The 12,313-nt window shown below is 57.3% G+C and carries 12 protein-coding genes and 1 other annotated feature; of the genes, 1 reads left to right on the top strand and 11 read right to left on the bottom strand.

Annotated elements, in window-relative coordinates:
- Positions 1 to 87 precede the first annotated feature (87 nt).
- Positions 88 to 1,179, top strand: a complete 1,092-nt coding sequence (gene asd / locus ACTQ33_RS07930; protein ID WP_441463678.1) for an aspartate-semialdehyde dehydrogenase — start codon at positions 88 to 90, stop codon at positions 1,177 to 1,179.
- A 69-nt stretch (positions 1,180 to 1,248) separates the two neighbouring features.
- Here asd and tyrS read toward each other — a convergent pair whose 3' ends face one another.
- The 11 genes from tyrS to nusB all read right to left on the bottom strand — a co-directional run bounded on the left by tyrS (position 1,249) and on the right by nusB (position 12,260).
- Positions 1,249 to 2,472, bottom strand: a complete 1,224-nt coding sequence (tyrS, locus tag ACTQ33_RS07925; RefSeq protein WP_441463676.1) for a tyrosine--tRNA ligase — start codon at positions 2,470 to 2,472, stop codon at positions 1,249 to 1,251.
- A 69-nt stretch (positions 2,473 to 2,541) separates the two neighbouring features.
- Positions 2,542 to 2,776 (bottom strand) — a binding site (T-box leader).
- A 33-nt stretch (positions 2,777 to 2,809) separates the two neighbouring features.
- Positions 2,810 to 4,462 (bottom strand): DNA repair protein RecN, encoded by a 1,653-nt coding sequence (gene recN / locus ACTQ33_RS07920; protein WP_441463674.1) that lies wholly within the window; start codon positions 4,460 to 4,462, stop codon positions 2,810 to 2,812.
- A gap of 13 nt (positions 4,463 to 4,475) precedes the next feature.
- A complete protein-coding gene (gene argR, locus ACTQ33_RS07915; protein ID WP_441463672.1) occupies positions 4,476 to 4,928 on the bottom strand; it encodes an arginine repressor in 453 nt (150 codons plus the stop codon).
- A gap of 8 nt (positions 4,929 to 4,936) precedes the next feature.
- Complete coding sequence (locus ACTQ33_RS07910; protein ID WP_441463670.1) at positions 4,937 to 5,797, bottom strand: NAD(+)/NADH kinase; 861 nt, start codon at positions 5,795 to 5,797, stop codon at positions 4,937 to 4,939.
- 5 nt (positions 5,798 to 5,802) lie between these two features.
- Positions 5,803 to 6,606 carry a TlyA family RNA methyltransferase gene (locus ACTQ33_RS07905; protein ID WP_441463668.1) on the bottom strand — a complete coding sequence of 268 codons (804 nt, stop codon included), beginning with the start codon at positions 6,604 to 6,606 and terminating at the stop codon, positions 5,803 to 5,805.
- Complete coding sequence (gene dxs, locus ACTQ33_RS07900; protein ID WP_441463666.1) at positions 6,596 to 8,443, bottom strand: 1-deoxy-D-xylulose-5-phosphate synthase; 1,848 nt, start codon at positions 8,441 to 8,443, stop codon at positions 6,596 to 6,598. Before dxs ends, ACTQ33_RS07905 begins: the two co-directional genes overlap by 11 nt.
- A gap of 146 nt (positions 8,444 to 8,589) precedes the next feature.
- Positions 8,590 to 9,462 (bottom strand): polyprenyl synthetase family protein, encoded by an 873-nt coding sequence (locus tag ACTQ33_RS07895; RefSeq protein WP_441463664.1) that lies wholly within the window; start codon positions 9,460 to 9,462, stop codon positions 8,590 to 8,592.
- Positions 9,455 to 9,685, bottom strand: a complete 231-nt coding sequence (gene xseB / locus ACTQ33_RS07890) for an exodeoxyribonuclease VII small subunit (RefSeq protein ID WP_441463662.1) — start codon at positions 9,683 to 9,685, stop codon at positions 9,455 to 9,457. The genes ACTQ33_RS07895 and xseB overlap by 8 nt, the downstream gene beginning before the upstream one ends.
- The gene (xseA, locus tag ACTQ33_RS07885) at positions 9,663 to 10,895 is read right to left on the bottom strand and encodes an exodeoxyribonuclease VII large subunit (RefSeq protein ID WP_441463660.1); all 1,233 of its coding nucleotides are present in this window, start codon (positions 10,893 to 10,895) and stop codon (positions 9,663 to 9,665) included. Before xseA ends, xseB begins: the two co-directional genes overlap by 23 nt.
- Before the next feature lies 1 nt (position 10,896).
- Complete coding sequence (locus ACTQ33_RS07880) at positions 10,897 to 11,817, bottom strand: DNA-binding protein (RefSeq protein ID WP_441463658.1); 921 nt, start codon at positions 11,815 to 11,817, stop codon at positions 10,897 to 10,899.
- Positions 11,814 to 12,260: a transcription antitermination factor NusB gene (gene nusB, locus ACTQ33_RS07875; protein ID WP_441463656.1), complete on the bottom strand. Its 447-nt coding sequence runs from the start codon at positions 12,258 to 12,260 to the stop codon at positions 11,814 to 11,816. The genes ACTQ33_RS07880 and nusB overlap by 4 nt, the downstream gene beginning before the upstream one ends.
- Between the last annotated feature and the right edge of the window lie 53 nt (positions 12,261 to 12,313).

Here is a 12,313-nt window from a genome sequence, read left to right as displayed (position 1 = left end):
AAAACGTGTTTTTATTCAACCTAAGGCCGGAATTTTCTTTCCTCTGAGACCAATTTCGACCGGCGGTATCATAAAGGAGAATGGAAAATGGAACAGAAATACAAAGTGGGTATCATCGGCGCCACCGGAATGGTGGGTCAGCGCTTCATCACCCTCACCGACAACCATCCCTGGTTTGAGACGGTTGTCCTGGCAGCCAGCAGCCGCAGCGCCGGCAAGACCTATGCTGAGGCTGTAGGCAGCCGCTGGGCCATGGAGTCCGAGATGCCTGCCTGGGCCAAGGATATGGTGGTCATGGATGCCGAAGCCGATGTTGAAAAGATCGCCGCCATGGTGGACTTCGTGTTCTGCGCTGTGGATATGAAAAAAGAGGAGATCAAGGCCCTGGAAGACCGTTACGCCAAGGCCGAGTGTCCGGTGGTTTCCAACAACTCCGCCCATCGCTGGACCCCCGACGTGCCCATGGTGGTGCCGGAGATCAATGCCGACCACATCAAGGTCATTGACGCCCAGCGCAAACGCCTGGGCACCAAGCGCGGCTTTGTGGCGGTCAAGTCCAACTGCTCTCTGCAAAGCTACGTTCCCGCTCTCCATCCCCTGCTGAAATACGGTGTGGAGAAGGCGCTGGTCTGCACCTATCAGGCCATTTCCGGCGCGGGCAAGACCTTTGAGACGTGGCCTGAAATGGTGGACAACGTCATCCCCTACATCGGCGGCGAGGAAGAGAAGTCCGAGCAGGAGCCCTTGAAGCTGTGGGGCCATGTGGACGGTGATCACATCGCCAACGCCGAGGGTCCAGCAATCACAGCCCAGTGTCTCCGCGTCCCTGTGTCCAACGGCCACATGGCCGCCTGCTTTATGAGCTTCAAAGAGAAGCCCTCCATGGAGCAGATCAAGTCCGACTGGGCCGCGTTCTCCGGCCGGGCCCAGGAACTGAACCTGCCCTCCGCGCCCAAGCAGTTCCTCCACTACTTTGAGGAAGACAACCGTCCCCAAACGAAGCTGGACCGGAATCTGGAGAACGGCATGGCCGTTTCCATTGGCCGTCTGCGCCCCGACACCCAGTATGATTACAAGTTTGTCTGCCTGAGCCATAACACCCTCCGCGGCGCTGCCGGCGGTGCGGTACTGCTGGCCGAACTGCTGTGTGCCGAGGGATACATCGATCACATCCAATAAATATACTTATAAAAACGGCGTACCGTGATGCGTTTCACGGTACGCCGTTTTTATTACTTGCAGTTGATCTTATGCCAGGATGGCTTTATGGTAGACCTTTTTACCCTTGCGAATCTTCACACCATCACGGAGCTGTGCCTCGGAAATCGTCAAGTCAATGGCAGCAACCTTTTCTTCTTCCACGAAGATACCGCCTTGCTGGACCAGGCGACGGGCTTCGCCGTTGCTCTTGGTCAGGCCGCAGGCCGTCAGCAGGCTGAGAATGCCAATACCGCCGTCGGTGAGCTGGTCGGCGGTCAATTCGGTGGTGGGCATATTGGTATCATCGCCGCCGCCGGCAAACAGCGCATGGGCCGCCGTCTTGGCCTTTTCGGCCTCCTCTTCGCCATGGACCAGCTTCGTCAGCTCATAGGCCAGAATCTCCTTGGCCTCGTTGAGCTGGCTGCCCTCCCATTTGTCCATCTCATCGATCTGCTCCAGAGGCAGGAACGTCAGCATCCGGATGCACTTGAGCACGTCGTCGTCGCCCACGTTGCGCCAGTACTGGAAAAACTCGAAGGGGCTGGTCTTGTTGGGGTCCAGCCACACAGCGCCGGAAGCGGTCTTGCCCATCTTCTTGCCCTCAGAATTCAACAGCAGAGTGATGGTCATGGCGTGGGCGTCCTTGCCCAGTTTCCGGCGAATCAGCTCGGTGCCGCCAAGCATGTTGCTCCACTGGTCATTGCCGCCAAACTGCATATTGCAGCCGTAATGCTGGAACAGGTAGTAGAAATCGTAGGACTGCATGGGCATATAGTTGAACTCCAGGAAACTCAGGCCCTTTTCCATGCGCTGTTTGAAGCACTCAGCCCGCAGCATGTTATTGACGGAGAAGCAAGCGCCGATCTCCCGGATGAAATCCACATAGTTGAGTTTCAGCAGCCAATCGGCGTTATTAACCATCTGGGCCTTGCCTTCGCCGAACTCAATAAACCGCTCCATCTGCTTTTTGAAGCAGTCGCAGTTATGCTGGATGGTCTCCTGGGTCATCATGGAGCGCATGTCGGTGCGGCCCGAGGGGTCGCCGATCATGGCTGTGCCGCTGCCGATGAGCGCAATGGGACGGTTGCCAGCCATTTGCAGCCGCTTCATCAGGCACAGGGCCATAAAGTGGCCCACATGGAGGCTGTCAGCCGTAGGGTCAAAGCCGATATAGAAGGTGGCCTTGCCGTTGTCGATCATTTCCCGGATTTCTTCTTCATTGGTGACCTGGGCAATCAGGCCGCGGGCCACCAGTTCGTCATAAACTTTCATCTGGTGATATCTCCTTTTCTGATTTTAAAAATTGCCACAGGCAACAGAAAAGCCCCCTGCTCCTGTGGAGCAGAGGGCGTAAACTACGCGGTACCACCTCTGTTCGCCGCCTTCTCGCAAAGGCAGCCTCATGGAGTACAAACATACTCCGGCGCTGTAACGGGCGCGCCCGTCGAGCCCTACTCTCTCTCGTTTCAGGCCGCCGCTCCGGGAGGTATTCCCGCCGCTTCCCTGCCGATTTCCACCAACCACCGGCTCTCTTTGAGGGTTTGACGACGCTACTATTTCCCTTCTACGCATTTAACAGTTTGCAATATACCACAAAAAATTTCGCTTGTCAATGGCGCAGCATCTCTTCCGCACTTTTCAGCGTCGTATCCGTGATGACCGCGCCGCCGATGATGCGGGCAATCTCCTGTTTGCGGCCCTCCATGTCCAGGGGTGTCACAGAGGTATACGTTCTCCCCTTTCGGACCGCCTTGGAGATATACAGATGGGTATGGGCCATGGCCGCCAGCTGCGCCAGATGGGTTACACAGAGGATTTGCTTTGTCCGGGCAACCTGACAGAGCTTTTCCGCCACCTTCTGGGCGGCTTGTCCGCTGACACCGGCATCCACTTCATCAAAAATCAGCGTCGGCACGTGGTCCTGCTCCGCCAGCACATTTTTCAGCGCCAGCATGATACGGGCCAACTCGCCGCCGGAAGCCACCTTGCTCATGGGCTTCAAATCCTCGCCTACATTGGCTGACATGAGGAATCGCACCTCGTCCATACCTGTGGCTGTCAACTCCAGTTCTTCAAACTGGCAGACAAACTGCACCTTGGGCATATCCAGCTGGGCCAGCTCCGACAGAATGCGTTCCGCCAAAGCATCCGCCGCGGCCTTACGAATTTTCCGCAGGGCGAGTCCCGCTTTTTTCGCCTTGGCTTCCTGCTTGTCCAAATCTTTTTGCAGCTGTTCCAATCGGTCGCTGGAAAATTCGATTTCATCCAGTTCCCGACGGCATTTCTCCAGAAATTCTAGGATATCCACACAGGTAGCGCCATATTTGCGCCGCAGCTTGTGAATAACGTCCAGCCGCTCCTCCAATTGCTCCAGCTCCCCCTCTGAAAAGGAAAGACTGTCGCGGAGGTCCCGCAATTCCTCCGTGATATCCCGAATCAGATAGGCGGCATCGGTCAGGCGGGTTTGCAGCGGCTCCAGACTTTCATCAAACCGGCAGAGACTTCCCAGGGAACGCTCGGCGTCGGTCAGCAGACTGCACGCTCCGTCGCTGTCCTCGCCGCCGTACAGCGCGTTGACCGCCGCACACAAACCGCTTTTCATCTTCTCCGAGTTTTGCAGCCGTTTGCGCAGCGCTTCCAGCTGCTCATCTTCTCCGGGTTTCAGTTTGGCGCTCTCAATTTCCTCGATCTGATAGCGCAGCGTTTCCACCCGCCGCAACTTCTCGCTTTCGTCCATGGACAGGCGGCGGATTTCTGCTCTTGTTTGCTGTACTGTTTCAAAGGCCGCCGTATAGGCGGCCAATTCGGCTTCATCTTTGGCAAATAAATCCAAATATCGCAGGTGGTTTGCCTCGTCGAACAGCTGTTGGGAATCGTGCTGGCCGTGGATGTTGATCAGCTGAATCCCCAGTTTTCTCAGCAGCGCCACGGTGACGGGGCGACCATTGACCCGACAGACATTTTTGCCGTCCAGCCAGATTTCCCGCTGAATCAACAATTCCTCCGGCTGGTACTCCACCTGATTTTCTGCAAACCATTCCAGAGGGCCGATACCGGTGAACACAGCGCTGACAAATGCCTTGTCACAGCCGGTACGGATCACATCCCGATAGGCCCGCTCGCCCAAAATGGCGCTGATGGCGTCGATGACAATGGACTTACCGGCGCCGGTCTCACCTGTAAGCACGTTGAATCCGGCGTCAAAGGTAATATCCGCCTGTTCAATGACGGCAATATTTTCAATATGCAGCACGGATAGCATAGCGGTTCCCCTTTTACTCCAGGAGTTTTTTGATTTCAGAGCAGAACGCGGCGGCAGAGGCCGTATCCCGCATGACGAGAAATGCCGTATCGTCACCAGCCAGGGTGCCCACCACCACCGACATATCCATGGCATCAATGGCGGCACAGGCGGCATTGGCCAGACCAGGCATGGTTTTGATCACCACCATGTTTTGGGCGTAGTCGTAATGGGTGACACACTCGCGAAAAATGGTATTGAGCCGGTTGGAAAAGGTGCCGGTTTTTTCCGCTGTGGCCGCCGTATACCGGTAGCTGCCCATGGGTGTCAGCTCTTTGACAATGCGCAGTTCCTTGATGTCCCGGGAAATGGTGGCCTGGGTACTCTGGTAACCGCTCTGCTGCAACGCTTCCAGGAGCTGCTCCTGGGTTTCGATGTTGCGGCTGGTGATGATCTCCATGATCTTCGCTTGTCTTTGGGTTTTCATACGACACCTCACCTGTCAAAGAACTTATTGTTGATGATCTCAAAAAAACTGGTACGTTTCAAGCGGACCAGCCGCGTCTCATAGCGGGAACGCCGGACACGGACAATGTCACCCAGGTTCAGCCGGATGGCCCGTCCACCGTCCGTGGAGAGAAACGCGTTTTTCCGGCCGGTCTTGCCGATGCGCACGGTAATTTCCCGGTCCTTGGACGTGACAAACGCCCGGGCCTGGACCGTATGGGCACAGATGGGCGTGACGATAATATTTCTCGCCGTAGGCTCCACCAGAGGCCCCCCCGCCGACATGGAATAGGCCGTGGAGCCCGTAGGCGTACAGATCAGCACACCGTCGCCTGCAAAGCTGTACGCCTGGACGCCATCACACAGTACTTCCATTTGGATGACCCGGGCCACTGCCCCTTTGGTGATTGCAATATCATTGAGGGCTGTATCCGTATAGATGATCTGGCCCTCATGCTGGACTTCCACCGACAGCATCATGCGCTTCTCAATGGAATACTGGCCCGATGCCAACCGGGACAACTGGCTCAGCTCCCCGGCTTCCAATTCCGCCATAAAGCCCATGGTGCCGATATTGACGCCCAGTACGGGAATGCCGTGATAGGTGGCCGCCTTGGAGGAATGGAGAATGGTGCCGTCGCCGCCAAAACAGAGCAGCATATCCGCCGACTTCAGCTCTTCATTGAGATTGCAAAACGTCTTATTGGCAGGCAGTTCAAAATTTTTGTCCACACCGAAGGGAAGACAAAGCCGCGTCTCCACACCGGCCGCACGCAGAATCTGCTCAGCCTGGTCGGCATATTTGAAATTCCGATCCCGGTAGGGATTGGGGGTCATGACTACTTTCATACGGTTTATCCCTTCAATGTTTCGTGGGCTTCCGCCACCAGGGCCGCCAAATCGGGAACGTTCCGAACACCCGGTTCCCGGCTCAGATGGCCTAGAAATTCAATATTTCCCTCCGGTCCTTTGACCGGAGAGAACGTCAGATTGCGGATGGTAAATCCCAGCTCATCAGCCAGGGACACGAAGTGTTCCAGTACTTCCTGATGAACGGCCGGGTCCCGGACCACGCCCTTTTTCCCCACCTTTTCCTTGCCGGCCTCAAACTGGGGCTTGATCAGGCACAAAACCTGTCCTGTGGGCTTCAACAGCCGGGCAATAGCCGGCAAAACGATTTTCAGGGAAATAAAGGAAACATCCACCACCGACAGGTCCAGAGGTTCTCCCAAATCCTCCGGCTGCACATAGCGGATATTGGTCCGTTCCATGCAGACCACCCGGGGGTCCTGGCGGATTTTCCAGGCCAGCTGGCCATAGCCCACGTCAATGGCGAACACCTTGGCCGCGCCCTGCTGTAACAGACAATCCGTAAAGCCGCCGGTGGAAGCGCCGGAATCGCTGCAAACGTAGCCGGTGGGGTCCACACCGAAATCCCGCAGGGCCTTTTCCAGCTTCAAACCACCGCGGCTCACATAAGGGCAAGTCTGTCCCCGCACCTCTATTTCCACAGTGTCCTCATAGGACATGCCCGGCTTATCGGCCTTCTGGCCGTTCACATAGACGTCTCCGCTCATGATGACGGCCTGGGCCTTGGTCCGTGTCTCCACCAATCCCCGGGACACCAGCAGCACGTCCAGTCTCTCTTTATGCTTCATGGTCCAGCACCTCCCGGATTCCCGCCAGCAGACCTGCACAGTCCATGCCTGTGGCCTCGTACAGTTTGGCTACCGCACCATGGGTCACATAGGAATCCCCAAAATTTCTCTTGCCGACCGCGGCGGCAATGCCCTCCTGTTCCAGCCGGGCAAACAACTGGTTGGCCAGGCATCCGGCGTCCACTGTCTCCTCCGCCACAAAAAGTTTGCCCGTTTTACGCACCGATTCCAACACCGGCGTCATGTCCAGGGGTTTGATCTGGGTCAGCTTGACCACTTCCGCATGGATGCCCTGTTGTTTCAGCGCTACCGCCGCCTCCAGCACCGTGTTAATCATGGTACCGTAGGACACCAGTGTGATATCCGTTCCCTCCCGCAGGCATGGTTCCGTACAGACAGATTTGAGGAACCCGTCGCCGCCGCGGGGATAGCGAATCGCCACCGGTCCCGTCATTTCCAATGCGGCCCGGCGCAGCATCGTCCGCAGCTCCGCCTGATTGGCCGGACATAGGATCTGCATACCGGGAACCTGCTGGAGATAGCCGACGTCGAAAACGCCGTGATGGGTCTCGCCGTCCTCTCCCACCAGGCCCGCCCGATCCACAGCAAAAATCACATGGAGGTTCAGCAAACCCACGTCATGGAGCATCATGTCGAAGGCTCTCTGCAAAAATGTGGAGTAAATGGCCGCCACCGGAATCATGCCCTGCTTGGCCAGGCCCGCCGCCATAGCCACAGCATGGCCCTCGGCAATGCCCACATCAAAGAAGCGGTCAGGATAGGCTGCGGCAAAGCCATCCAGCCCCGTGCCGGGCTTCATGGCCGCTGTAATGGCGCAAATGCGCGGGTCTTCCGCCGCCAACTCCTGCATGGTATTGCCAAAGGTGGCCGAGAAGGTCACGGATTTGGATGGCTGGGTGGCGCCGGAAGCGGTGTCAAAGGCTCCAACGCCGTGGAATTGGTCAGGCTTCTCCTCAGCAGGCCCATAGCCGGAGCCCTTTTTGGTAATCACATGGAGCAGCACCGGTTCCTGCATTTCCCGGGCATAGCGCAGCAATTCTGTCAGGCGGCGGACGTTGCTGCCGTCCACAGGGCCAATGTAGTTAAATCCCATATCCTCAAACAACGTAATGCCGATCAGGTGGCGTTTCAGAAATGCCTTGAGCCGATGAGTCGACCGATAGAGGGCATTGCCGCCGGGAATAGCCCTTGTAAACTTGCGATACGCCATTTTAACGCCCAGATATCCTGGTTTCGTGCGAATCAGCTTCAAATGGCGAGAAATACCGCCGACATTGGGGGTGATGGACATGCCGTTGTCGTTGAGAATGACAATCAGCGGTTCCCCACTGGCCCCGGCATCGTTGAGTCCCTCATACGCCAAGCCGCCGGTGAGCGCACCATCGCCCAGCAGCGCAATGACGCTGTAGTTCTGTTTTTGCAGCGTTCTGGCCCGGGCCATGCCCAGCGCCACGGAGACAGCATTGGAAGCGTGGCCCGCAATAAAGGCGTCGTGCACACTCTCCGACGGTTTGGGGAATCCGGCAATGCCGCCGAAGGTCCGCAGCTGACGGAATTGCTCCTGCCGTCCCGTCAGAATTTTGTGGACATAAGCCTGATGGCCCACATCAAAAATAATGCGGTCTTGGGCTGTGTCAAAAACCAGGTGCAGCGCCAGCGTCAACTCCACTACACCCAGATTGGAGGCCAGATGGCCGCCGGTACGGGAGATATGTTCCAATAGGAACTCCCGGATTTCCCGACAGAGCTGCTTCTGCTGCTCCGGCGTCAGCTGTAACAGCGCCTCTCGGGAGTGGATTGTATTCAGCAGTGTCAAAACGTCACAACCATTCTATCGTGTTCAGAAAGCAAAAACGCGTCCGTTCAGTATTTAGTAGTGTACCATACAATGAATGTATATACAAGATAATATTCATGAACAAGGTAAAAAAATGCCGCACGGTGTCGTGCGGCACAGGAAATTCAGTGATCGCGCCGGACCAGCCAATGGGCCAAGTCCCGCAGAAACTCCGGCGTTGGGAACACCGACAGGGCCGCAACAGCCCGTTCCGTCTCCTCCTCTACCATCTTCTGGCAGCGGTCCACGCCGTAAAGCCGGACAAAAGTATTTTTGTGCTCGTCCATACCAGTTGCCTTGCCCAGTTTCTCGGCGTCGCCGATGACGTCCAGAATGTCGTCCCGAATCTGGAACGCCAGACCCACGCCGTCGGCGTACTCCGTCGCCGCCTGTATCATCTCCGGACTGCCTCCGGCGGTGGTGACACCCATCAGGCAGGCAGCCCGCAGCAACGCACCCGTCTTCATCTGCTGCAGCTGATGAATATAGTCGGCCTCCAACGGTCGGGTCTCCCCTTCCAGGTCCAGAACCTGACCGCCCACCATGCCGCGGGCACCGGCACAGCCCGCCAGAATGGCCACATTTTTCGCAATGACCGCCGGTGCAGCGTCGGCAGCGGCCGCCGTCTCAAACGCCGCCGTCAGCAGGGCGTCACCAGCCAGCACCGCCATGGCTTCCCCATAGACCTTATGGTTGGTGGGACGGCCCCGGCGGAAATCGTCATTGTCCATACACGGCAGATCGTCATGGATCAGGCTGTAGGTGTGAATCATCTCCAGAGCGCAGCCAAACGAAACAGCCTTCTGCCAATCGCCGCCGGCAGCCCGGCAGAATTCCATGGTCAGCACCGGCCGCAGCCGCTTTCCTCCAGCCAGCAGGCTATAGCGCATGGACTCCAGCAGCGTCTTCTGCGGCGCCGGCTCCCAGACAAACTGCTGATTCAGAAAGCGCTCCGCCGCGTCTACATATCGTTGCAGTTGCTCTTGAAACTCACTCATGGCTCTCAAACTCCATTTCCTCCGGCGCACCGTCAGCGCCCTTTTTCAGTTTGACCACCGTCAACTCCGCCGCATCCAGCAGAGCATTGGCCGATTTGACGAGGGCCGTTCCCTCTTCAAACAGGGACAGCGCTTCTTCCAGCGGCAGTTCTCCGCCCTCCATCCGCCGTACAATCTCCTCCAGGCGTTGCACCGACGCTTCAAAGGTCTTGGACTGTTCCATGGGGCATGTCCTCCTTCTCTAATTCCTCTATCCGGGCCAGGGCGTTACCATCGGACAGACAAAGCTGTACCTGCTGGCCCACAGACAGTTGTTCCATCGATTTTACCACACAGCCCTGCTGTTTTACCACCGAGTAGCCCCGTGCCAGGACCTTCAACGGACTCATAGCATCCAAGGCCGCGGCCAAGGCGGAAAAGTTCCGCCGCTTCCGTTCCAGGTGGTGCTGAGCTGCCAGAATCATCCGTTCCTGCGCACGGTCCAGCATCAGCCGCCGATCCTCAATATAGTGCATTGGACTTTGGAGCACGCGGCGGCTGCTCAGTGCATCCAGCTGCTGCCGCGATAGCTTCAACCGCCGCTCCATGGCGGCGCACAGCCGCTTTTCATAAGACGCCAGACGCTGCCGCAGCTCCGTCTGATCGGGGGCAATCAGCTCCGCGCCGTTGGATGGCGTAGCTGCCCGCACATCGGCTACAAAATCCGCAATGGTGACGTCCGGCTCGTGTCCCACCGCCGACACCACTGGGATTTCCGACTCATAGATGGCCCGGGCCACCCGTTCATCATTGAACGCCCACAGATCCTCCATGGAGCCGCCGCCACGTCCCGTCAAAATCACATCGCCCAGCTGCCAGCGGTTGGCGTATCGAATGGCCCCGACAATCTCCCTTGGGGCCTCCTCCCCCTGGACTCGCACCGGCAGCAACAGCACTTTACTCAAAGGATACCTCTTACGCAGCACCCGCAGAATGTCATGAATGGCTGCACCGGCGCCGGAGGTGATAACGGCAATGCGGTGGGGATAGGGCGGCAAGGTTTTTTTATGCTCCAGAGCAAACAATCCCTCTGCCTGGAGCCGCTCTTTCAACTGCTCATAGGCCACATGGAGGTCACCCACACCGTCCACCATCATGCTTTCACAGTACAACTGATAGCCACCGTCCCGTGGATAGACGGTAATGCGGCCCACTGCCAGCACTTTCATACCGTTCTGGGGCTGAAACCGCAGACGCATGGCGCTGTTGCGGAACAAGACGGCCCGCAACGCCCCTTCGCTGTCCTTCAGCGTAAAATAGTGGTGGCCCGACGGATAGACCTTGTAGTTGCTTAACTCGCCGCGGATACAGATGCCGTTTAAAAACGGATCACTGTCGAATTTATCTTTTAAATAGGCGTTGATCTGCGACACTTCATAAACGGGGTACTCCATACTATGCGCCCTCCTGTAACCATGTCAGTACCGCGATGCCCATGGCATTGTCGGTGGCGTACTGGGGTGGGCAGAACACGGCATCAAAGCCCGTGGCCTGTTGGCGCAACAGACTGTTGGATGCCACGCCGCCGGAGAACACCACCGGCAGACCGGGATATGCCGTTCGGGCGTGGTTCGTGGCTGTCAGCACCGCCCCGATGACGCTGCGCAAAGCGTAGGCAGCCGTCTCGGCGGGGCTATGGCCTTCAGCGTACTGCATCACCTTGTTTTCTACGCCGGACAGAGAAAAGGTCAGATCTTTACACTTGACCCGAAAGCACTCCTTCGCATCCGTCTCCTGGGATAATGCGTCGATGGATTTGCCCGCCGGAAACTGCAAGCCCAGCAGTTTGCCGGTGCGGTCGATGAGCTGACCGGCAGAAATATCCGTGGTGCCGCCGATCTTGGTACCCCGGGCTGATTTGCCCCAAGGTTCTACCAGCAGCAGTTCTGTGGTACCGCCGGACAGGTGCCAGGCCAAATGGGGCTGTTTCAACAGTTCCAATCGGTTCGACGACCAAAGTGATGCGGCAATGTGGCCCTCCTGGTGGGAAAAGCGATACAGGGGCACATCCAGCGCCGCCGACAGCACCGTGGCCTGGGACTCCCCTGCCAGAAAGCAGGGCATATAGGAGCCTTCCACGGGCCGGGGCCGGGTGCTGACGCCCACGGCGGTAATCTGCCCCAGGTCCCGTTGTTCCTTTAAATGCGCAAACAACTCCGGCAGCCGCTTCACATGGGCAAAGAGCGCGTCGCTCTGGCGCAGGCCCAGCTCCCCCGGCTTGACATCGAGAAGCCGGGAGCAGTTTAGGCCATCCTTGCCGTCAAAACAGGCCACCGAAGTTGTGTAGTTGCTGGTATCGAAACCGAGGCAGCTCATTGGGCGACCTCACGGGCAAAGCTGCCCAGAATGCCGTTGACAAAGGATACCACATCCTCGTCCTCGTACTTGCGGGTCAGCTCCACGGCCTCACTGATGGCCGCGGACGTGGGGACATCCTCCACATAGAGGGACTCGTACATGGCCAGCTGCATAATAGATCGGGCCAGCCGGGAAATGCGGTCCAGATTCCAGCCGATGGCATATTTGGTGATATAGCCGTTGAGTTCCTCCTGCTTCTGCTCGATGCCGTTGACCACCTGGGCGATATAGGCCAGCTGCTTCTGATTGGGACGCTCGGCGTAAATATCATTCTCCTCCTGCAGCGTCTCATAGTAGTCCTGGGCAAAGCGGGAGACCATGGCCTCGTCGGCGGTTTCCTTTGTATAATTGATGCCGTAGATCAGATGTACCACAATCTCGCGGGCGTTGGTTCTAGTCATAATCTCGATTCCCCCATGTTATAGTAGATACATTATAGCGAAAAGAATCAAAA

Source organism: Candidatus Avoscillospira sp. LCP25S3_F1 (genome assembly GCF_052117125.1).
Lineage (GTDB): Bacteria > Bacillota > Clostridia > Oscillospirales > Oscillospiraceae > Avoscillospira_A.
This window is presented reverse-complemented; position numbering and strand designations above follow the sequence as displayed.

Excerpts from the sequence above, each read along its gene's own strand:
- nusB (WP_441463656.1), bottom strand. The coding sequence starts at position 12,260 with ATGACTAGAACCAACGCCCGCGAGATTGTGGTACATCTGATCTACGGC.
- asd (WP_441463678.1), top strand. The coding sequence starts at position 88 with ATGGAACAGAAATACAAAGTGGGTATCATCGGCGCCACCGGAATGGTG.
- ACTQ33_RS07880 (WP_441463658.1), bottom strand. The coding sequence starts at position 11,817 with ATGAGCTGCCTCGGTTTCGATACCAGCAACTACACAACTTCGGTGGCC.
- recN (WP_441463674.1), bottom strand. The coding sequence starts at position 4,462 with ATGCTATCCGTGCTGCATATTGAAAATATTGCCGTCATTGAACAGGCG.
- xseA (WP_441463660.1), bottom strand. The coding sequence starts at position 10,895 with ATGGAGTACCCCGTTTATGAAGTGTCGCAGATCAACGCCTATTTAAAA.
- ACTQ33_RS07895 (WP_441463664.1), bottom strand. The coding sequence starts at position 9,462 with ATGAGTGAGTTTCAAGAGCAACTGCAACGATATGTAGACGCGGCGGAG.
- ACTQ33_RS07905 (WP_441463668.1), bottom strand. The coding sequence starts at position 6,606 with ATGAAGCATAAAGAGAGACTGGACGTGCTGCTGGTGTCCCGGGGATTG.
- argR (WP_441463672.1), bottom strand. The coding sequence starts at position 4,928 with ATGAAAACCCAAAGACAAGCGAAGATCATGGAGATCATCACCAGCCGC.
- tyrS (WP_441463676.1), bottom strand. The coding sequence starts at position 2,472 with ATGAAAGTTTATGACGAACTGGTGGCCCGCGGCCTGATTGCCCAGGTC.
- xseB (WP_441463662.1), bottom strand. The coding sequence starts at position 9,685 with ATGGAACAGTCCAAGACCTTTGAAGCGTCGGTGCAACGCCTGGAGGAG.
- ACTQ33_RS07910 (WP_441463670.1), bottom strand. The coding sequence starts at position 5,797 with ATGAAAGTAGTCATGACCCCCAATCCCTACCGGGATCGGAATTTCAAA.